Below are 22,786 nucleotides of genomic sequence, written 5' to 3' on the forward strand. Positions count from 1 at the left end.
GCTATTTCCCCCCTATGCTTTAAGTGCTGCTTCTAATTTTTGAACTAAATCATTAGATTCTTTAATAGCTTCTTTTAAGCGTTCAACATACTCTTCTGAGCTTAATAACGCTTCTTCTTGTGCTTTAGAAGGATTTTTAAAGTCTAAATTGAAGTTATTGGCAATGATTTCATCCATTGAAACTTTCCAAGCGACTTCATTTTCTTCACGATTATTCCACCACTCACGTTCATTTTTAAAATCATTGTGGCGAATAGGCTTTGTTTTTGAGTAAGTCTTTGTTCCATAACCCACTTGATGCTCATAATACCAAGTTTCTTGTGTTGGACCTGATTTATCGAAGAATAAAATGTTTGTTGAAATTGACGTATATGGAGCGAATACCCCACCAGGTAAACGAATAATCGTATGTAAATTACATTCTTCTAAAAGTTTTTTCTTAATCGCAACTTTAGCGTTATCTGTTCCAAATAAGAAACCATCAGGTAAGATAACCCCACAGCGACCATTTTGTTTTAAACGATAAATAATTAAAGCCATGAATAAATCAGCAGTTTCACTTGTACGAAGCTCAACTGGGAAGTTATTTTGAATTGAGGACTCTTCAACACCACCGTAAGGCGGATTCATAATAATCACATCAAAACGATCAGATTCCTTATAATCACGAACTGATTTTCCTAACGAGTTATCATGATCAATACGAGGCGTATCGATATCATGTAAAATCATATTTGTCGTTGCTAAAAGATAAGGTAATGGTTTTTTTTCAATTCCATATAAGCCATTTTGAAGTTTATCCATATCTTCAGTTGATTTAACATGCTCTCTCATATGATTAATAGCCGAAATCAAGAACCCACCTGTTCCACATGCAAAGTCAGCAACTTTTTCACCGATTTTAGGTTCTAACATCTCAACAATAAAATCTGTACATGGACGTGGCGAGTAGAACTCCCCTGAATTTCCTGCGCTTTGTAAGTCTTTTAAAATCAACTCATAAACATCATTAAAGCTATGACGATCATCATACTCCGTGAAGTCTACTTCATTTAAAATATTGATAATTTGACGTAACAACACTCCATTTTTCATGAAGTTGTTCGCATCTTGGAAAATATCTTTAACAACAGCAGCACGACGAGCTGTATTTTCATTTACTTCTAAGTTTTTTAAGGTTGGAAACAGCTTATTGTTGATAAAATGAAGCAATTCTTCACCCGTTAGTGCTTTACCATCTTTGTGATCAACCGCCCAATTACGCCACTTAAACTCTTCTGGAATGATTGATTCATAATCATCCTCTTCAAACTCCCAAAATTCTTCTTTTGCATCATATATCTTTAAAAATAGCATCCAAACTAATTGCTCGATACGTTGAGCATCGCCATTAATCCCTGCATCTTGACGTGTAATGTCTTGGATACGTTTAATCATACTCTCAATTGTCATAGCACTACCTCATTTCATTTTTTATAGCTCTATTATACAACAAAAACAAACTACTATTATAGCAACAATAATAGTAGTCTTTTAGTATTAAGCATACAAATGTTTTTCTAACTCTTTAATCGCTTCAAAATATTTAACTTTCCCACCGAATTCCTTTGCGATTTTCATTGGATTCCCAAATTCGGTGAACGGTTCTAACTTTAAAATTTTTACATCATCAAAATCTTTAATTCCATCATTTGCATATTTATCAATTAAAGCCTCAATAACTTTTTTTGCAACATCAGAATATTGCTCAAAATAGTGACTTTGCTTCACTTTTTTAGCACGTTCAGAACGTGTTAAAGGCTTCTGATCATAGGCAATATGACAAATCAAATCAAAGTCATCTAAATCTTTAGCAGCTTCTCCAACTTCTTCACGTAAAGCATCAAGTAACACACCATGCTCCACTAATTCATTAATAATAGCTTCTTTTTTAAGCTCAGAGTTCCATTTAATCAGGAAAGCATCTAAATTATCATACTCCTTTAGAATATTTTTTCGCGAGTAATCTTTTAAACTTTCAGTGATTAATTTACCGTCCTGATCGTAATACTGTACACGTTCATTTAACACACACACATCTGCATTTTTGACATAGTATTTGCGTGGTTGTTCATCAATTTCTCCGTTCCCTGAATTTTCATTAGACTCTGCACCTCTATCTGTGTCGCCAGTGTTGATCTCATTAAAATTAGGTAAATTGCCATCATTAGATTCTAAAACTTGAACTGGATCTCCATCAAAGTCAGGGTCAGCAAATTTACGGGAATTGTTCCTAAAATCCATAATTGTAAAATACTCTTTGCCATAGTCAGGATTTAAACGTGTTCCACGTCCGATAATCTGCTTAAATTCTGTCATTGAACCGATATTGGCATCTAAAACAATGAGTTTACACGTTTTACAGTCAACCCCTGTTGTTAATAATTTAGATGTCGTTACAATCGTTGGGTATAGACTTTCGACATCGATAAAGTTATCTAATTGAGCCTTTCCTTCTTTATTGTCACCTGTAATTTGCATGACATAGCGGCTATCCTGTGCAACCAAATCCTTATTTTCATTGACTAAAGCTTGACGCATTCGCTCTGCGTGATCGATGTCAGTACAAAAGACAATCGTTTTTGCGAATCTGTCAGTTTTCTTTAAAAATTCAGTCACTTTTTTAGCAACTAACTCTGTACGTTTTTCCAGCACAAGCGTTTTATCAAAGTCAGTTAGATTATACTCACGATCTTCGATTAGATAGCCATATTTATCATATTCGCCTTTAGTTGGACGATAACCTTCTAAGTCGCGATCAATACTGATACGAATAACCTTATATGGAGCTAAGAAACCATCATCAATCCCTTGTTTTAATGAGTAAGTATAAACAGGATCTCCAAAGTAAGCAATGTTTGAAGTGTCTTTCGTTTCCTTAGGGGTAGCTGTAAGCCCAATTTGAATCGCACTATCAAAATAATTTAATACTCGTCGCCAGTTAGATTCCTCTTTGGCAGAACCTCGATGGCACTCATCAACGATAATTAAATCAAAGAAATCAGGACTGAATTGTTTGAAAACATCCTCCTCTGAATTACCACTTGTAAGCTGCTGATAAAGCGCCATGTAAACCTCATAAGAACTATCAAGCTTTCGATTTTGAACCTTAGTTATGACATTTTGGAAAGGTTTAAAGTCGTTATCAATGGTCTGGTCGACTAAAATGTTTCGGTCCGCTAAAAATAAAATCTTCTTAGCAACCCCACTCTTTTTCAAACGCCACATGATTTGAAACGCTGTAAAAGTCTTACCAGTACCAGTAGCCATAACTAATAACACACGTCTTTGCCCTTTGGCGATCGCCTCAATCGTACGATTAATCGCATTAAGTTGATAATAGCGAGGTCTTTTCGCCCCACTTGTAAAGTGATAAGGCTCAGTTAATAACTGTGCCTGTTCGTCTGTGATATCATTTTCACCTTTGTAGCGTTGCCACAACTCTTCTGGACTTGGAAATTCATCCAATCCTAATTCTCGCTCTGCCCCTGTTAACCTATCATGTTCTATAAATCCATCACCATTTGAAGAATAAACAAAGGGAACTTGAAGGATATCTCCATAGTTAATCGCTTGCTGCAAGCCTGCCCCAATTGTATGTTTATTATCCTTAGCTTCAACAATGGCAATAGGTAAATTTGCTTTATAAGATAATAAATAATCAGCTCGTTTACTCTTCCCACGAGTAGTTAAATTACCACGTACTATCACACGCCCATCTGTAAACGTGTACTCTTCACGCATCTGATTCTTGATATCCCAACCTGCATTTTGAATAGCAGGCGTAATAAACTTAGTACAAATATCACGTTCAGATAATTGTTTTTTGTTCATGTTTCCCTTCCTCCTTAACTAAATAATTTTAAATAGTAAGCTTATACTTTTATAATAGTTTAACTTCTAAAAAACTAATATTTTTACATTATTAAACTATAGAAATAACTAAGAACATTTGAGATTCGTAGTGCTATACTGCTTACTACTAAATTTAATAGATAGTATATTAATAAATCGATTGAGAAATCGGAACAATGATACGAGATCGAGCAACACACACACCATTTTGGATAATATAACACTCAACAAAGTGCTTTCCTTTAAAAGTACTGTGTTCGATTTGTTTATAGGAATTAGTCCTCTCTATTTGCCCCCTTAAACAGTTTCGTTGATAAGCTACTTCTCCTTCATTTTTAACTTTCCAATAGATATCGAATGATGAAGGGTTTTCTTTTAATTCACTGTCCATCTCATCAATATAAAATTCTAATTTTTTCTGAGGTAATAGTGGTAATTTCTCTCGTAGCATCTGTTTTAATCTTCGCGTTTGAAAACCATTTTGTATCACTGTACAATCAATACTAATACTATATTTAATATCAATTGGGTATAAGTCCTCAATAAATTGTTCTGTCTGTTTCACATCAGAATAACCAAAATTACGATTTTCTTCTGTTAACTTTTTGGGGAACTTACTTCCAAATACATTCCTTAACTTATTGTTGATAGAGGAGGAACTTTCAGTTAATTCCTTCAAAATGTCATAAGCTTCTTGAGCTTTAGTAACGAATTTTCCATTTTCACAATTATAAACTTTTTGATTACTTCCTAAAGCAAACCAATAACTCTGCTCTTGATTCAAATCTTTTAAAAAGTTGAAAAGCTCTAAAGTCATATCAAAATACTGATCAAATCCAATATACCAATATTGAGTGTGTTCATTTAAAAATTTATAAGTTAGAGTATCAATTAATAATCCCCCAAACTTAAATCCTTGTTTATTTTTCCACGCTCTCATCATATTAGCAATATGCTTAAAATTTTGATTTGTTTTAGTCATCATCGAATGGCTTTCTTCCATCTCAGGTAAGGGATCAGTATATTTCCAACTCCCCCCATCATTTGTATCAGGATATTTAAAGCGATTATCCGATTGTTTGAATCCAGGTACTAACTCAACCGTATATTTATCAAATTCAATTACTACCACTTGGCCATCACCCGAGATATCCGTTTTAGGATAACGCTCTTTCAAAACTCGTCTAATCTCTTGAAGAAGTGAGGTTTGTTTTAATGTTTTATATGAATCAAAACGCTTAAATACTTCATCTGGCAAATCAAATAAAATATCTAAATCACTAATCCCTTTAATACACGTTCCTCTGCCTACTGAACCAACAATATACATATGAGAAGCATCATCACCCGTTAATCCATAATACTCATTATTTAACTTTTTTGCTATTTCTCCAACCGTTGTTTCCATTTCACTCAATTTATCAGGTTCTAAAGCCTCAATAAATACTTTAAAATCTTCTGTTAACCCCATTATCTCACATTCTCCTGCTTTAATTTTTTTGCTTCCGATGGTAGACAACTATCAATTTCTTCATCAGAGAAAGTATTATCTTTTCTCATCTTTAAACATTGTGAAGCCTGATCAACTGCTTCTTTACTGGCATCAGGTGTTCGCTTAGACAATTCCAATTTTCTATTCAGTAATTCGTCACGTTTACTTAATAACTCTTCATATGTATAACGTTCCATTCTAATATCACATAAGATTGAAACAAAATCTTCTCGAAGTTCTAACCACTCTAATTCGACTTCTTTGTGTTTTTTATGCAATGTTCCTAAATCATACTGTTTACAATACGCAGTTATAAATAAAGATACTCCAGATGCTAAAGCACTCAGTATTTTCACACATGTTTCATCCCAGAAAACCGCTGTTATAATCCCCGATGTGGATAATACTGATGCAATAATTTGAATAAGTTCACACATATTCTTTCGCCACAGATAGATATCTCCCTGTTGTGCTTGAATCTTATGTGTCCATACCACACTCATAAATACCTGTCTTAAATGACTTTCTATTACATTGATTCTTGTAATGATGCCCACTCCCTTTTCATGCTTAATCTTTATTTTGGTTTTCTCCATTAATTACTTTTTTTACTACTATTTATTATTAATTTTATCATATATTCAACTTTTACCAAAAGAGTCTTAAATATTAGAAATCCCTAAAAAATCTCAATCTACTATTCTTATGAAATTTAATAATTTACATTTTTAATGATAGAAACAATATTAATTAAACTCCTACTATCCTTAAAAATATAAATTACTGTTCAACTCTTAGAACACTTGATCTGCACTAATATTAGATAACACTAATCCTCTTTGTACACTAATTTAATATTTTTCAATAAATTATTATGAACACTCTTGACTTTTATTATATATAGAATTCTCCACCTTCATTCGCTCCGAATTTCCCTAAGAAATATTCATAAACACGACCTAAGACGTCTTTATCACGAGCGTCTTCACCACCCACATTAATATTGGTAAATAAGTCGATGATTTCACCTAAAATACGTTTATCAAGTTCTGGGCGTGAATAATTTTTAGGAAGCACCCCACGTAATGAGTCATTCTCTTTTTCAATTGAATCAAGAGCCTGATCCACTATCTGACCGATTTCAGGTTGTTTAGAATGGTCAGAAATATAACTCCAACGCGCATGTTCTGGAACCCAGAACACACCTTCAGAAATATATTCGTCACGATCTTCAGCAAACTCTGGATCATCTGCTAATAACTCTACATAACGCTCATTAAACGTATCCGACACATATTTTAAGAAAATCAACCCAAGTACCACGTGCTGATACTCCGATGGATTCATATTATTACGTAATTTATCTGCTGCCTGCCACAGCTTCTCTTCAAAACCAATTGTAGCCATTCTATTTTCCTCCTAATGCGATACCTAGTATAACTATTATTTTAAACTTATTGAATTTGGATTACAATAAGGAACAAATTACAACGATAACTTTTAAAAATCTGTATGATTTAATTCTATTTGTCGTATTCAACTTTAACTTCTATACCTCTTATACCCGCAGGGATATGGACATCAAATTCGACCTCAAATACTTGAAATTTATTTTGAATATATTCTTTAATTTGACTTTCAGTAAATGTCAGATACAGATTATTCGCCACATTGACACGATATACATCGTCTACTAAATACTTTTTAGCTTCAGTTAGAATTTCATGATCTGTTAAATATCGAATCCCAACATTCTTAATCTTAATTCCAATATATTCATTATTCATATCTAGGTAATAGGTATACTGATTATGGATATAGTCATCAATGCTACTTAGTGAATCCTCAAAATCATCAAATAACTTAATTGCTTCGTCGGATTCATTTGATTTAAAGAACCAATTTTCTAATAAAGACGCATTTAATCGTAAACTAGGTTTTAATCCCTGCTGATCAAAAAGAGCCAATAAACTTTTAACCTTTTCTATTTGAGAATAATTTATTTGATAGTCAATTAATTTATCTTTCAATTGATTAATAATAGACCTATTAAATTTATCTATCATCAATTGCTCAAATGTTGTTCCCGTTAAAGGAATCTGCTCAGTTAAAACAGAATTTAAAATTAAAAATGCTGATTGAAATGATGTAATCGATGATTCCATGTCATCATTTATTTTATATATGGCTGAGTTATCACTTAAAAGTTTATTAAACGCACTAATTAATTTATTACGATACATACACATTTTTGGATTAGCAGAATAAGATTTTTCTTGTAGAATTTCTTGTAACACTTTTTTATCACTCAAAAATTGATAAAAATCTTTCGCATTATCTCTACCTCTCGCTTTATCCTTTAAATATATCTTTTTAAAAGTTTGTAATTGCTTTTCCATTGATGGCTTTAACTCTCCATCTTTATTATAAAATTCTAGCATATCTAGTAGCAACTTCTTATTCTTTAATAAATCATATATCTTTTCTAGCTCATAGCTTCGAACAAAGCAAATCGTATATAAGAAATAAAACTCAGAAATAGCTGATTCCATGCACATCCACTTTGCCTTACCATAGGGCATATACTCCCAACTAGTGAGACTTTTCTCTAAAATTTCATATTGTCTCCAGCATTTATAGTCTATTATAGGAATAAAGGCACTTAAACTAAATACCTCTTTTGTTCCATCATCATCCATCACCAATAAGAATTGTTCAATTTTATTTTTCGTAGCATCTGTAAAGTAGTCTTCTTTTGCTATAGCATAATAACAATAAATATTTAACTGCATCAAAATTAAATATACTTTTAGATTTTCGAATTCCCCGTGGCTAATGCTAAATGAATTAGATTTATAAAGTTCTTGTAATACTTTAGTAAAACTTCCTACATCATTACAATCAAATAATAATTTAGATAGCCTTAATACTGTACTGTATCTAACATCAGTTAGATAATCATCTCTTCTATCTATCTCATGAATCATAATATGACGGATAAAATCATTTAAAACTTCATCCTCTTGTGCACTATGCAGGATATTTCGGTATCTTCCGTAATAGGCTCTAACAAGGTAATACGACATCTCTTTTGAAGGAATTATTTCAGATACACTATCTTCTTTTATCAAATCAATCAATAAAAAGTTCATAATCTCTTTATATTCTGACTCATTAAGAGATTCATGACAAAACTCACTCAGGTTATCAATTTGCATATCAATAAAATGTGCTATTAATGTTTGAGTACATCGTTCTAAACTCAAAAAGCTTTTAAGTGTTTGAATATATAGTCCTTGAAAGCGACTTTTAAGTAACTGTTTCATTAATTCCTCATAAACAGATAAAATTTCTTTGAGTACTGATTCATTATTTTCAATATTTGATATTCGTTTTAAAAATAAGAATAAGCATTCCAAATTTTCTTGAATAACTAATATATTATTCGTATAAATAGCTAATTGTGTCTCTTCCAACAAATTCTTAAGCAGTTCTATAAAGCGTGAAGGTTTATTTTCTACCTTTAGCATCAATTCAGACTGTAAGTATTCCCCACTCATTTGAATATATTGTTCTTCCTTAGTTAATACATCATACGTCTTCAATAATATATAACCTAACAAAATAAGATTAATAATAAAAAATAACATCGTTGCTGGCAATGAGACATGAATAACCGAAAAAATATTTATCCCTGCTAAAATGACTACAAGTCCAATACATTCAAAATAAGTAAGCTTAAAATAGCTTTTTTTATGAATAGCAAGTAAATCACTTATCTTTAACCCGTATAATTTCCTATCCATCTTTCCAACAATAATTGACACAAGAGTTATAGATACTAGTGAGATAGTAACTTGTATCCCCCAAATTGTATTAACCAAACTCTCTATATCTCTATTTGTTCCATCAATGTAGAAGAAGGAAGGGAAAAAACCTTGATCTATAACAACTGTATATACAAAAATAACTATTGAAATTAAAAAAGTAAAAATACCTATTTTTATTACATTCATCTTTCACTCTCCATTAAATATTTATAAATTTCTTAATCTATTTATCTTCATGTTTCTCCATTCCGTACATCACTAAATTATTTCTCTAAAATGATCTTCTAAATAAACATAATCCTGATTGAAATAACTACGAAACCATCACTGAATAGTGCTGAAAAAGTCAGTATTATCCTAATATTTCTTGTAATTGATGCTGGATTATCATCAACTGTTTATTTAATTTTTCATGTTCAGCTTTTAAAGCCTCTACATCAAACTTCTCTTGTTTTACTTTTGGTGTGACATAGCGTTCCACCATTAAGTTATAACGGTTTTCTTGAACTTGTTCTAAAGATACTAACTTAGATACTTCTTGTCGTTCTTCACGAGTATGATATAGTTGTCCGATTTCCTTGATCGATTGCTCTAACAATGTATTTAACGTACGATTTTTCTCAACAAATGACGTTGCGTTCATAAAGAAAATATCATTTGTTTTCTTTTGTTTATCAAAGATAACAATATTAACGGGTAACGCCGTTCCATATAGCATATTCCCAGGCAAAGAAATAACCGTTTCAACTAAATTTTCTTCGATTAATTGTTTTCGAATGTCTCCTTCACGTGATTCTCGGAATAAAACACCTGATGGTACAATCATCACTGCTTTTCCCGTCTCATTTAAGCTTTCAACAACTTGTGTTATGAAAGCAAAGTCTGCACTTGATCGTGGTGGAACCCCACGGTGAAAACGAGCATCATCCATCACCTGCTCCATTCCCCAGTCCTTTAATCCAAATGGTGGCTGACAAACGATGCAATCAAACTTTTGAAGCGTTGTTCCTTCTACATGCTTAGGATCAATCAATGTATGTCCCTCTTTTAAATAAGCCAATTCGTGAATACGTCCTGTTAAAGTCAGTAACATTCTGCATTGATTTAAGGCTTGACGATTGATTTCTTGACCATAAATGAGCACATCTTGATGACCTTGACTCACTTCATAAGCTAAACTCCCTGAGCCAATTGCCGGATCATATAGTGTTTCAAATGAAGTATTAGTTAATAACTCCTTTGATAACAAAGCAAGCGATGCTGGCGTTTCAAAACTAAAACGATCTTGTAAACTTAAATAAAATGAACATTTTTGAAATACTTCTATAGAAGATTGTTCAAACGAAACCGAATTTAAAAAATCAATGACTTGTTTAAAAAGTTTATCATTATCTAAACGGTCAATATCGGAGAAGCTATCTTGTAACCAATTCAGTTCAGCATTTTGATCAATAAATGACTTTAAGGACTGAATCATCTCATCCTTACAAGTTGCTTCTTTCAAATCAAAACACCCTTGTAGTTGTGATGTGAATACTTCATTTTCCTCCAATAATTCTCTTTCTAATTGATGAAGAAAAGTAAATGTTCGAATGAGTTGACCAGCAGAGCTTGAATCAAAACTTCCTCTTAATAAATCACTGAATTTGTATGCATAATTTTGAATGTTCTTCATTTTTCCATCCCCTATCCTAGTAAATTTTGTAAATACGCCTTAAATTGTTTTTCACGATTTTGAATTAGCTGTTCCATCACTGCTCTTTCATCTTTCAGCAATTGATAAGCTTTTGCTACTTCACGTTGTTTTTCAATCGTGGGGAGTTTCACATCTAATTCCTCTAACGTCGATAGCCGAATCATCGGCACCGTTACCCCTTGAGCATTTATTTTAAAATATGATTGGGCAAAATCTGAATTCAAATACATAGCTAAATAAGCTGGATCAACTTGATTTACATTATTCACCGTTAACACTAAGAAGTGAGAAGTTGCAACCGTATCAGCTAAGTCCTCTTCAATAAGAGCTGCTGAATTCTCTGCACATTTCGCTTTAAAAATAATATCATTCTTCTTTAGAAAGAAACGCTCATTCACATTTTGAGATTCAAACTCGGTTAACTGATCAAATAAAATAATTCCTTCCTTAGTTACATCCTTTAACTTAATCTGCTTATAAGTCTTTCCTTCAGAAGATCTTCCTTGAAAACCACTTTTTACTCTACATAAATCTGATAACTTCATTTAATATTCCTCCATTCATCACAAGAGAATTTATCAAGGCATCCTCTCGCTTTGCTTCAATTATACAGCATCCTTTCGCCTTGGTCAACTTTTTTGTTAAGCATTTTTTCGCCTTGGTATTGATGATTTAAAAACAGAGGGCTCGAATTGAGCCCTCAAAGTATTTAAGAGTAAAATTGGCCATTTTATAATATTCCATTTGTACGCTACCTAATATATTCTATATTGGTTCATTTTTTTATATATTAACTTTTTATTTTTTTGATTATAAATGACTTCTCCATTATTAATTTTTTCATTTAAATTTTCTATATATATTATTTTAGGATTACTCATTAAATTTTCGACGATATATAAATCTAACTTTTCATTATATCGACTATATTGTTGAAATTCATTGGTAACAATTGAAACTTGATCCTCATTCGCTAATCGTACCATTTGATAGTGTCCTGATTCTGTATGGTAAAGCTGTATAAATGGATGATTAGCTGGACTAGTAATTCTTCTTACTAAATTTGATTTTTCTTTTTTCTCCAATAATTGAATTAATTCAATGGCAATTTCTAATTGCTCTATTTCTTCTGTAGATATTGAACCTACAGAATTCGTTGACAATAATTCTTGCTCATCTTCCTCAAGATTATTTTGTTTTACGTCTTTTTGAATAGCATCATTATCTGGCTGTAGATCCCAATAGTCTTGTAAAGTTCTCAACTGCTTGAGTAGTCGTAGCGTTTCTAAATTCCTAATAATGTTCTCACGTTCACGTAAGGTCGGAGTTAAAACATTTCCTAACAAGATTGAATACGTCTCTTGTAAGGCAGAATTTCTAATCATCTGTTCAAAAAGCCTTTCTATACAAGTGACAAAAACTCTGTCTTTACTAATAGATTTACCGGATACTTCAAAATGTTTTTTCATTCGTTCAAAAATGATCTCATACATCTTATAAACTAATAATTCTTTTGTTTTATAATTGACTTTAATCTCACCAATAATTTCTTTCATATATCTAGATCCATCTACAGTATCATCCACCGTAAAACACTTTGCTTGTTCATCAAATTGAATAGTTGGCAAATAAATTGTAAATATACTACTTATATCTAAAAACCATTCCTCATAAAGTACCTTTCCATTCACATTTCTCTCTCCCTTTTCTATCCTCTGGTTGTTTTTTACAGAATATTGTATAATTTTATCATAACAAATCATTTCTTGAATGAAAAGAGTAGAAAATATTGGGGGCAAATCACATGCAAATCGGTAATTCAGTCTATACGATGGAAAATGGGAAACGAAAAGTTGGTACCATCACCTCTATCATTGATTCTAACTATTATATTATAAAGTTTCCTAATAAAGCGACAGACATTAGCGTCCATAAGGATAAATTTGGCGTAAGCTATTTTTTATATGAGGGGGCGCCCCTTCCAGCAGAAAATTTAAATCAATCTTCTACTAAATTATATTTCAAATCGGCAGAGGAAGAAGAGCAACACTATGCGAATCAAATTATTGAACATTTTGGTTATGAGATTGAGGAGTTAAAAAATATTTATTTTCAGCGAAACAATAAATATCAAATTGAAGCTTTTGAATCTGCTGAAAGTATTAAACGTAAAAGTAAGTTATACGAAAAAATTATGAATGATCCATTTAAATATCATCTCTTCTACGAGATAAAAGGGCAACCCAACAGTGTTCGGCTAGGAGCCTACGATGTTCATATTACTGAAGAGCAAATAGTACACTCTGTTAACTCACCACTTTATGGTCAACTACTTATGCAGAATCGTCTAGCTGCTAGTCAAATCTTAATCGGAAACGATAAATACTTTATTCAAAAACGTCGAGATATTCATTTTAATAGCAGTACTAAGAAAATTACTAATCTAAATGAAGTAGAATTTAGTAGAGAGATGTCTCAAATGACTACTGAAAATATGGACAAATATTTAATTGATTCCCTATCAGAAGATGAACTTTACCAAACACGACTAAAAACGAATAGTTCAGAATTACAAGAAATTTTCTGGACCATGACCGGAACTCAACATCAAATTGTACGAGAAGATGTGAATACTCCACTCTTCATTCAAGGAGGAGCTGGAACTGGAAAAACTTCCGTCGGGATTCATCGTATCTCATATCTTCTATATAATAAATTGATTCATGAAGCAATTGCTTTAGGGCCAAATGAACATTTTGCACACTACATTGAAGATTCTTTAGCTAATATGGGGATTGAAAGTCACCAAAAAGTACAAACACTATCCCGCCTTAATTTCTATATCAATTATTTAGATCAAATTAACCAATATGTAACCACACTTACAACTAGAATTAATGATCAACTCGATTTATTAAACCTAGACCAATTACAATTGAACAATCATCTAACAGCCGACGAATACAAATTATCTCCAGTTTCAAGTACAGTCAAATCAATGACACAGACGATTATCAATTCTGTTCCATGGAATCAACTAAAAAGCGAAGTAAAAAAATTAAAAAACCTTTTTCAATTAAATCTTATAGATGAATTCAACAATTTCGAAACGTTTCTTTCTTCTTTTACATCGGTACTTGAAAAGTTTAGTGAAAGCATAGAATATAGACAACTTCAAGACAGTATTAAAGAAAAGGAAAATCTTTTAGAAGAATTAGCGATTATCATTAATAAAAAACAAAATGAAATCTATAACCTTAAACTGTTAACTAACGACCTTCAAATTCAACACGACCTTGTTTTGACACAAGTAAATGAAATAGAAGAGCACCACTTACCAATCAAGCAAACTTATGAAACGTATAAACAGCAGCTTGAGGAAACAGTTACATTTCACGAACAACTCCTTAATCAGATTGATAGTGATCATGAGTACCAAAATCAAGTCAACCTTTCTCTTAAACTAAAAGAAACAACGCAAGCATTTCTTGATTATATAAGTGATGACTACAATAAAGGTGAAAAAAAATACAATCAACTATTGGAAAAATACATTACATTACATGACGAATTAGAAATATCCGAATCTCGTTTATCTGAGTTATCAAAAGAAATCAAACAATTAGTAAGAACACAAACGTCTACTAAATTCAATTATCAAAACGATCAGCAACGATTTAAACAACTTCAAAATAAAGTGAATTTTAATGATAAAAAAGTTGAACAAATCAACACTACTATTAATACTATTGTACAACTATTAAATAACCTCACACCCAATCATTTAATAAGCACTGAAGCAGATAACATCCTACTTTGGATTCATTATTACTTTACACTTTATCCAAACACCTCGGAATTTTATAAAGATACTTATTTCTTTATTGATGAAGCACAAGATATTCCTGCGTTTGAATTCGTCTTATTCCATGCTATTAATTCACAACGTGTCCTATTTGTAGGGGACGTTAATCAAAATATCTTTGGTTATAACAATTTTAGAAGTTGGGAAAAACATTGTCAGTTATATAAAGCAAAATTCTATGAGTTACAATATAATTGGCGTTCAACAAAACCAATTGTCAAAGAAGCACAACAATATATCATTAACTACGACTATAAAAATTTAGGCGTTGTTTCAGGCTATCCAATTAAGCAACAAATGATTTCCTCTTTAAAAGAATTAACAACACTAATCAATGACAATTGGATTCAAGAAAAAGTCAAATTCCTTCCTTCAAACAAATCATGTGCCATCATTGCCCTTAATAAAGTTCAATTTACACTTCTTCAAATCCTATTAAAATCACAAATTGAACGTGGACTAATTGATATATTCGATGGAAACAGAACAATCAAACCACAAAAACTAACACTAACCTCAATTGATTACGTTAAAGGCCTTGAATTCTTTAGTACAATCATCCCACTTCCCCACACAGATAATTTTGATCAGTTCGAAAAAGCACGGGTCTATACTGCTCTAACCCGTGCAACAGATGATTTAACTGTATTCTTAATAGATGAACAAAAATAAAAAAATTGACCTCCTTTTCCTTGATAGCTTCATTTTAGCTCAAAGTTGGAGGTCAAAATAGACAGGTTTATATTACCTGCTTACAAAGATAGCATAATTTGCTATCTTTTTATTTTGATTAAAATGGAACAGTTGTTGCTTGATCATTAATATACATTAAAACATCTACATCATAATCGGTATATGTTTCATCTAAATAATGACCATCAAAACGGGATTTAAACACAGACTCTACCAAAATACTCATTCCACCTTCAGCATAAAACTGAATTTTCTTACGAGCCATTGAAATAAACCCTGGATCACTAAATGCTTCTAAGTCTCGCCCAAGTTCATTATCACATAACACCATCGTGTAAAATGATACTTTTTGCTTCGTATTAAAGTAGTTCGTACGGAACTCACGTCCTTTTTTAGTGAACGCTTCTAAACGATTATTTTTAAATCCAATTGTTGCACATAATAAGAAAAATTCATGATATTTAATTCCATATGCTTCATTAAAGTGGAAATAAATATTTTCATATCTTTGGCTAGAATATAGTAACGCTTGCTCTTGTAAAAAATCCATTTACTCTTACCCCCTTGTCGACATCGTGGCATTCAGACTAAGTTCAACAATTTGTGAATGACCTTTTGAAATTTGTTCTAGTTTATACCATCGTCCTAATTTTTTAGTTTCTTTAAATTTCTCTTCTTCTACACGCGATAATTCTGTATCTGTTAAAAGAAGAATCCATTGTGATGTTAAACCAGGGATATTTTCAATTAGATGATCTCGGTTATTTCCACTAATACGTCCAAATGGGGTATCCATAAACAATGGGAAATCGATAGTGACTTCATCTCCAGCAGCTACCTTAGCTAAAGCCGTGATAAATGATAAAGCAACAACCTGTCGTTGCCCCTGAGAAATATCTTGGGTAATATTAATATTATCCCACCCCATTAACTCAATTTCATATTTCTCATTAATCTCAATCTTATTTATTAAATCAACATCCTTTTTATCAATTAACTTTTTGAAAATTTTTGTTGTTTCAGCTGTTAATTTAGAACGCATATCCACACTATACTCATTAAAAATTTGATCTAATTTTTCTTTCAATTTAGAAATATGCTCTAACATTTTGTACTCTACTTTTAAGCTCTCATTTTCACGTAATAAGTTGTTAAATTCTTTTTCTAATTCGTGAATATCTTTTTGTGTTTGATCTACTTGTAAGTTTAATAAATTGATATTCTGTTCCAATTTACTTAACTCATGCTGTTTTTGTTTTAAATCTTGTTCACATTTCTTTAAATCTTCTTGTCCTTGTGCTTTTTCACTTATCTCTTGATTTAAAACTTCAATCTTATATTCAATCTCTTGCTGTTCACTTTTAAGCTGTTTATACTTAGTTATCTTCTCTGCTAAAATTTGAAGTGATTCTTGTTCTTGTATTGAAAAATCATGCATAACAGAAGTCATTTGAGAAATAACTGGAGTTAATTCTGTACGTTTATAATTACTCTTTAATTCTTCAATGACTTCTAAAGCTTTCGATCCTATTTCAAGAGGTGTTTGACAACATGCACATAGTTTATCTTGTAATGATTTTTCAATAATTTGAATTGAAATTAAATCTTCTTGCTTTATTACAAGTTGGTCCAGATAAGTCTTAGCAGACATAAAATAATCTTTTAGCATGACTTGATGGCTACTATTCACTAATTCTCTTCTAAGAATCTGCTTTACTTCTTCAAGAGTATTTTGTGTTAATTGCTGTTTAAGTTTCTCAGTCTTACATTTATCTTGTAAATCCTTCACATCTTTATTTAAACTAAGAAAATCTTCTAGTTTCTCAATAACTTGCTTACACTGATTTTTACTTTTCTCTGTTTCAGTAATCTCAATTTTTAATTGTTTCAACTTTTCTTTTGCTTGATCAATTTTATTTTCTTTTGTTGTTAGATCAAGATTTTGAGCAGATGATAAAATTCTCTTTCGTTCTGTTGTATACATTTTAGATAAAATATTGATGGCCATTTCTAATTTATCAATATCTAATAATTTGACAATCCCTGTCTTTACTTCTTCTTTTACAGAGGCATCTGTCTTAGTTAAAGTATCAATCTTCTCTGCATCAAATAAGAAGAAATCTTTAATCTTTTCATCAATAATATTATTAATTTCCTGACTAACTTCTAACTCATCTTTTGTAACTTTTAACACATTTCCATCATAAGCAATAGTTAAACTTACCAAACCAGTTTTCTCTTGGATTTTCGAATCTCTTTTTAATCCTTTTAAACTACGTGATAATGTATATTGTTTTCCCTTATGCTCGAACTCAACTTCAACTAAGGCTTCCACAGGTAGTCCTAATTGTTCTTCGAGTTTTAACAGATTGACCAAATGTATAGTTTCTTTAGGATCATCTTGTTGGAGATGTGTGCTTCCAAATAAACAATACATCAACGCTCTAAAAATCCCTGTCTTCCCTTTTCCATTTTCTCCAAAAATAATTGTTATATTTTCATTATCTTGCGCAAATATAATTTGCTGTTCCCCATAAAATTGGCGGAAATTTTTTATTCTCATTTGTTGTAATTTCATCTATTCTAACTCCTCTGAAATAAGCTGTTTTATTTCTTGTTTTAAATCCTCTATAATTTGAGTTTGAGTTTTATTTCCCTTTGAAACCTGTACAAGCAAATAATTTGCTAAATATGCATAATCTTGAGGTAACTTCTTTATTTTTTGATGTAAGTCTTCATTAATCACGTCGTCTCATCCTCTCTTTATTAACCAATAATAATCTTAAGTTAATTTAACATTTCCTAGTTCATCAATTTTTATTTTTTGACTCATTTTTATTTCATATGGAAAGACTTTTTCTCCTCCATCTTTTATGCGTAACAATCCTTTTGCAATAAGATAATCACAAATATCATACATATGCATATTTCCTTTATACTCATTATTTAGAACATCTATAATTAAATCTTCATATGTTTCAATTAAAGAATTTGATTTCACAATAATAACAGGATCGTATCTCCAATCTGAATATATTTTATTTATTGCTTTAAATCCAAACTTAATCGCAATACTTTTTAGTAAATGAGGTGTCCATTGATATTCAATAATTGGAAGACTTCTTCGATATCCTATCAGTTTGGATAAACTCATATACGTACTATCGTGCATTACTTCTTTTAAGTAGTCTACAACAATCTTTTCATCTTCCACACACATTGAATAATAATCACTTGAAATCAATTCATCACGACTCAATTCAACTAATTTATATGATTCAATAAGATTATTAATCATCCTCCCATATCGTTGCTCTGAATAACCGAATCGATTGAGTAATTCTTTTAACTGTATTCGAGTTGTCGGTTGTGATAATGTATGACAGATATATTCTTCAATATTTTTAAAAGGACTTTCTTCATTGTATAGGAAGTTGGCATGACCTTTAATTTTTGGATTTAAGACTTTAATATAGTTTGCTAAATTAATTGGATCATTTAGCTCCTTCTCTTGTGTAAAAATCGTAGCAATATTTGAATCAAAAGACATTTCATCGATAATCATATTTGCGGAAGTGTATCCTAAACTCATACAATTTGAAACAAGTTCATTGATGTAACTACTTTGTTCCTCAGTAATTTTTAAATCTGTGATTAATCGGATTTTATCACGGCTCCATAAAAGGATTTCCGGACTATCTGCCACACGCTGAACTACTCGATATTCTGGCCACTTTAATTCATTCATTAGAAACTCTTTGTCAATACATCCTCCAGCTTGCTTTACATAATTAACTAGCAATGAATTAATAGTATTCTTTGATTGTTCATTTTTAAAAATCATTAATGAATTTCTAGATCCAATTTTATATTCAGAATCAAAGAAATAACGAATAATTGAATATAGATGTAATTTATTATGGATACTGTAGCGTGCAACACGATCACTAAACTGATCAAATATTTGATCAGCATTAATATGACCATGTACTTCAAGTATTTGATCAATAAATACTTTTATTTCTCTTAACAAACTATCTTCAAACTTACCATCGAACCATGAAAATGTTAATGAATCAACTAAGATAATATTTCGACTATCACGAATACGTGCTTCTATACTTCGATCAGCACCTTCTAAATCAAAGTTTAAATATAATTTCGACAATCTTCTTAATTCGCTTATTCCTTGTTCGTCACAACGAATTGATTGACTTATCTTGTATTTAAATAAATACTCTAATGCTGTTAACTGATATAGGCGGAATCGAGAACACAATTCTCCATATCTTCTTATTTTATAATAAGTTAATAACTTTTCAATTAATTCTTCAGATGGTCCTTTAATCCCGAGTAATTCAAAAACATCTTCAAACTCTGGTAAATATTCATAATAACGGAAACTATCAGGTAATTGTTCAAAATACTCATCAATAAATGAAGCATCTAAGTGATTCTTATTACAATAAAATAGATCTAATGGTTCATAATAATGAATTATATCGTTTCCTTCTTTTAATACTGAAATAATATATTGATTTTCATTCGTTAATCTATTCTGTAATTCAAGCTTTGAAATATACCTCTTTCCTTTAGTCTCCATGAAAATAGCTAAAAGAAAATCATTTTTTACTAGATATCCTCTAATTTTTTGGACTACTTTAACTAAAACTTGTCGAATACGTTCACGTGAGACATCCATTTGATCTCCAACTTCTTGCAATGTCAAACCTTCTTTGTAACGTAACAATAAGAATTCATATTCACGTTCTTTTAAGATACCTTGAATTCCACTTACAATTGAATTTAACGATCGAATACTATCTATTTTATCCATTAATTTAATAAGTTTAAACGGATCATATTTTGCTTTTAAATCAAGTAGTTTCTCCCCGTTAATATCCTTAAGCTTGGTAGATTTCTCTTCAACTTCACCTAAAGAAAACACATCAAAAATCTCAGTGACAGATAAATCTAATAAAAATTCACCCTCTTCTTTAATAACTAACGCTTTGTCTAAATATTTATTTATATCGTCAATTGCATATGACTTTAAGGCTATCATAATTTTTTGAAATTTGGCTTTTCCAACACCTTTTTGCTGTGAGTATTGACTTAAAAACTTTGAATCTAAGTCACTTATTATTTCTTTTCCATGGCCTTTACAAAATTCTCTGAAATGAAGATAGGTCCTTTCCGCGAAAATATCTTCAATCAACACATCTCCAACATAAGTAATTTCACAGCTCGTTATTTTATTAATTGAATCTGGATTAACATCTAAACATTGATCCATAAGGAACTGTATCAATTGCTCAAATTTTCCAATACCCACTCCAGGGGATTTTAGAAAATTCACTAAATGTTGTTTAGTTAATTGATATAAAACAGTAATTTGATTAGTATTGCAATACCTTTTAATTGCATTAAATTTATTTTCATTGAACAATATATCAACACTTATATTCTTTAGTTCATCAGGATATACGAAAGAAATTGGAAGTTGTAAATTCGTTCGTATACCAAGCATGTCTTCGACTTCAATAACTATTATTTCTTCATCACAAAGAGAGGTACTTGCTTTTCGTTGAATTTCTTCTTTATAACACGAATTACTTCTTACTACTGGTAAACCCAACTCTTTTATTTGTTCAGTATTTATAAATTTAAAACCGTTCTTTTCAAACTCGTTTTTTAAACCGAGAATATTAAGGTTTGCATTTAAGCAAGTAAATTGCTCAATTGCAATATAATTAAAAAATTTATCCGATTTTATATTGAACCTTTCATTCAAACGGGATAGACCATATTGATCAAATGGAATCTTTAAAAAGTTCATTTCATTACTTTCACAAAAAATTACTTGTGTTGGTTCAACTAAAACTTCATGAAATAAATTTGTGGCTTTTTGAGTTTCTACACGATATCCTCTTAATCCAAGTTCATCTATTAATCTCATAAATAGTTTTCTATCACTGACATAATACTCTCTTAATTTTTCTAACTTAAAACAAGTTGGATCAGTATCATCTCTAATTAAAACAGTACTTAATAAATCACTAACATTATCTTCAATATTTAATAAATATTTTGGTTTTCTAATACAATCACTCATTGAATGTCATCTCCCTAGAATCATACTTCTAAATTCATTCTAATTCATTCAACAAAAAAATTCAATTTATTACATTGCTATACAAACTGGTAATTAAAATAAGGCTTTGTTAGACGAAATTGTTGTTATTAGTTATTTTTCTACTCGTGGTAGAGAAAATCTTTAAAAATAATAAGTAAAAATCATTGATAGTAATCATTTTTACTTATCAATAAAATTGTCTAACACAGCGTAAATTTAACATTACTTTAAATACAGAAATATAAGAGTTTAAGAATTAATTAAACGGGAATTCTTCTATTCAAATAAAATATTCAAAATTTGATAAAAACTATTTAATTCACTGCATAAAAAGGTGGTTCTTCCGAACCACCTTTGAATTTATTCTCTTAATTTCTCTAGACTTTTTCCCTCTTTATTTTTCCATTCTTTCCATCCATTTGTAGCTCCTAAATAGATAAGATCGGATGCTCCTGAGGGGCTATTAAAGATGTGAGTTTGATTAAATTGATAGTATCCATCAATTTCTTGTAACACTCCTTGTTTCTTTAAGCGTTCTAAGTTTGTAGCTGCACTTATCTCTTTAAAACTATTTGCCGCTTTTTCAATAGAAGCTGTTTTTGAACCTTTTAAAACAACAAACTTTTTTCCTTCTCCGAGCAGATAGCCTTTGGCGTCTGCTCCTTTTTGGGTCATATAAAATGTTTCTTTTTCAAGTTCATCAAGTTGCTGCTGTAGATGATTAATTTTCTCTTTTGTTTCATTGACTTCTAATTGAAGATCGACTTTTTTGAATGGAAAGAGATTAAACGCTCCCCCTAAAATAAATTCAATCGTTTTAAACATGTCCATCAGTTCACTTTGACGAATGTCATGAACATGACTTTCTTTTGGAATACTTGCATTTTCTAATTTATAACGACCCGCTTCTTTAATTGCTTGATAAATTTTAGACTCTAAAAACTTAACATCCGCTTTATTCAGGTTATGGGTATTACTAAAGAAGAAATAAGCATAATCCCAAAACTCTTTTTTCTTATCATGATTCAGTAAGCGTATTGCTGCTTCTTCTGTTTCTCCCACATAAATGAGATCTCCTTGTTCCTCATCACTTCCTATTAATAAATAAACAGCGACATAATCAGATTTAAACGTTGAGACTTTGTGTCTTGGAACATACTCACAACGAATACTTTACCGA

General features: G+C 30.9%; 15 protein-coding genes. 1 reads left to right on the forward strand and 14 read right to left on the reverse strand.

The genetic code is table 11. From position 1 onward, the window contains the following. Positions 1 to 12: 12 nt before the first annotated feature. From J0J69_RS03870 to J0J69_RS03910, 9 genes are all read right to left on the reverse strand, one after another. Complete coding sequence (locus J0J69_RS03870; protein WP_212725652.1) at positions 13 to 1,452, reverse strand: class I SAM-dependent DNA methyltransferase; 1,440 nt, start codon at positions 1,450 to 1,452, stop codon at positions 13 to 15. Positions 1,453 to 1,539: 87 nt separating this feature from the next. After that, positions 1,540 to 3,873, reverse strand: coding sequence for an EcoAI/FtnUII family type I restriction enzme subunit R (hsdR, locus tag J0J69_RS03875; RefSeq protein ID WP_212725653.1), 2,334 nt, complete (start codon positions 3,871 to 3,873; stop codon positions 1,540 to 1,542). A 169-nt stretch (positions 3,874 to 4,042) separates the two neighbouring features. Then, positions 4,043 to 5,365, reverse strand: coding sequence for a nucleotide-binding domain-containing protein (locus J0J69_RS03880; protein ID WP_212725654.1), 1,323 nt, complete (start codon positions 5,363 to 5,365; stop codon positions 4,043 to 4,045). Further along, a complete protein-coding gene (locus tag J0J69_RS03885; protein ID WP_272875217.1) occupies positions 5,365 to 5,982 on the reverse strand; it encodes an SLATT domain-containing protein in 618 nt (205 codons plus the stop codon). The genes J0J69_RS03880 and J0J69_RS03885 overlap by 1 nt, the downstream gene beginning before the upstream one ends. A 298-nt stretch (positions 5,983 to 6,280) precedes the next feature. Further along, positions 6,281 to 6,793: a type I restriction-modification system subunit M N-terminal domain-containing protein gene (locus J0J69_RS03890; RefSeq protein ID WP_212725656.1), complete on the reverse strand. Its 513-nt coding sequence runs from the start codon at positions 6,791 to 6,793 to the stop codon at positions 6,281 to 6,283. A gap of 116 nt (positions 6,794 to 6,909) precedes the next feature. Further along, the gene (locus J0J69_RS03895) at positions 6,910 to 9,402 is read right to left on the reverse strand and encodes a hypothetical protein (RefSeq protein ID WP_212725657.1); all 2,493 of its coding nucleotides are present in this window, start codon (positions 9,400 to 9,402) and stop codon (positions 6,910 to 6,912) included. 166 nt (positions 9,403 to 9,568) lie between these two features. After that, positions 9,569 to 10,891, reverse strand: a complete 1,323-nt coding sequence (locus J0J69_RS03900; protein ID WP_212725658.1) for an N-6 DNA methylase — start codon at positions 10,889 to 10,891, stop codon at positions 9,569 to 9,571. A gap of 11 nt (positions 10,892 to 10,902) precedes the next feature. Then, the gene (locus J0J69_RS03905) at positions 10,903 to 11,457 is read right to left on the reverse strand and encodes a restriction endonuclease subunit S (RefSeq protein ID WP_212725659.1); all 555 of its coding nucleotides are present in this window, start codon (positions 11,455 to 11,457) and stop codon (positions 10,903 to 10,905) included. A 210-nt stretch (positions 11,458 to 11,667) separates the two neighbouring features. Further along, positions 11,668 to 12,603 carry a hypothetical protein gene (locus J0J69_RS03910; protein ID WP_212725660.1) on the reverse strand — a complete coding sequence of 312 codons (936 nt, stop codon included), beginning with the start codon at positions 12,601 to 12,603 and terminating at the stop codon, positions 11,668 to 11,670. A 113-nt stretch (positions 12,604 to 12,716) separates the two neighbouring features. Here J0J69_RS03910 and J0J69_RS03915 point away from each other — a divergent pair, with 113 nt between their 5' ends. Beyond that, the gene (locus J0J69_RS03915) at positions 12,717 to 15,449 is read left to right on the forward strand and encodes a UvrD-helicase domain-containing protein (RefSeq protein WP_212725661.1); all 2,733 of its coding nucleotides are present in this window, start codon (positions 12,717 to 12,719) and stop codon (positions 15,447 to 15,449) included. A gap of 118 nt (positions 15,450 to 15,567) precedes the next feature. On the opposite strand, the gene J0J69_RS03920 is transcribed toward J0J69_RS03915, so the two are convergent. The 5 genes from J0J69_RS03920 to J0J69_RS03940 form a co-directional block, all read right to left on the reverse strand. After that, positions 15,568 to 16,020: a hypothetical protein gene (locus J0J69_RS03920; protein WP_212725662.1), complete on the reverse strand. Its 453-nt coding sequence runs from the start codon at positions 16,018 to 16,020 to the stop codon at positions 15,568 to 15,570. A 6-nt stretch (positions 16,021 to 16,026) separates the two neighbouring features. Continuing rightward, entirely contained in the window at positions 16,027 to 18,048 is a 2,022-nt protein-coding gene (locus tag J0J69_RS03925; protein ID WP_212725663.1) for an AAA family ATPase, read from the reverse strand. Further along, a complete protein-coding gene (locus J0J69_RS03930; RefSeq protein ID WP_212725664.1) occupies positions 18,049 to 18,216 on the reverse strand; it encodes a hypothetical protein in 168 nt (55 codons plus the stop codon). Between the two features lie 36 nt (positions 18,217 to 18,252). Next, positions 18,253 to 21,585, reverse strand: a complete 3,333-nt coding sequence (locus J0J69_RS03935; protein WP_212725665.1) for a sigma factor-like helix-turn-helix DNA-binding protein — start codon at positions 21,583 to 21,585, stop codon at positions 18,253 to 18,255. Between the two features lie 381 nt (positions 21,586 to 21,966). Beyond that, positions 21,967 to 22,668, reverse strand: coding sequence for a GIY-YIG nuclease family protein (locus tag J0J69_RS03940; protein ID WP_212725666.1), 702 nt, complete (start codon positions 22,666 to 22,668; stop codon positions 21,967 to 21,969). Between the last annotated feature and the right edge of the window lie 118 nt (positions 22,669 to 22,786).

This window comes from Turicibacter bilis (assembly GCF_024499055.1).
Taxonomy (GTDB): domain Bacteria; phylum Bacillota_I; class Bacilli_A; order MOL361; family Turicibacteraceae; genus Turicibacter; species Turicibacter bilis.

Excerpts from the sequence above, each read along its gene's own strand:
- J0J69_RS03870 (WP_212725652.1), bottom strand. The coding sequence starts at position 1,452 with ATGACAATTGAGAGTATGATTAAACGTATCCAAGACATTACACGTCAA.
- hsdR (WP_212725653.1), bottom strand. The coding sequence starts at position 3,873 with ATGAACAAAAAACAATTATCTGAACGTGATATTTGTACTAAGTTTATT.
- J0J69_RS03880 (WP_212725654.1), bottom strand. The coding sequence starts at position 5,365 with ATGGGGTTAACAGAAGATTTTAAAGTATTTATTGAGGCTTTAGAACCT.
- J0J69_RS03885 (WP_272875217.1), bottom strand. The coding sequence starts at position 5,982 with ATGGAGAAAACCAAAATAAAGATTAAGCATGAAAAGGGAGTGGGCATC.
- J0J69_RS03890 (WP_212725656.1), bottom strand. The coding sequence starts at position 6,793 with ATGGCTACAATTGGTTTTGAAGAGAAGCTGTGGCAGGCAGCAGATAAA.
- J0J69_RS03895 (WP_212725657.1), bottom strand. The coding sequence starts at position 9,402 with ATGAATGTAATAAAAATAGGTATTTTTACTTTTTTAATTTCAATAGTT.
- J0J69_RS03900 (WP_212725658.1), bottom strand. The coding sequence starts at position 10,891 with ATGAAGAACATTCAAAATTATGCATACAAATTCAGTGATTTATTAAGA.
- J0J69_RS03905 (WP_212725659.1), bottom strand. The coding sequence starts at position 11,457 with ATGAAGTTATCAGATTTATGTAGAGTAAAAAGTGGTTTTCAAGGAAGA.
- J0J69_RS03915 (WP_212725661.1), top strand. The coding sequence starts at position 12,717 with ATGCAAATCGGTAATTCAGTCTATACGATGGAAAATGGGAAACGAAAA.
- J0J69_RS03920 (WP_212725662.1), bottom strand. The coding sequence starts at position 16,020 with ATGGATTTTTTACAAGAGCAAGCGTTACTATATTCTAGCCAAAGATAT.
- J0J69_RS03925 (WP_212725663.1), bottom strand. The coding sequence starts at position 18,048 with ATGAAATTACAACAAATGAGAATAAAAAATTTCCGCCAATTTTATGGG.
- J0J69_RS03935 (WP_212725665.1), bottom strand. The coding sequence starts at position 21,585 with ATGAGTGATTGTATTAGAAAACCAAAATATTTATTAAATATTGAAGAT.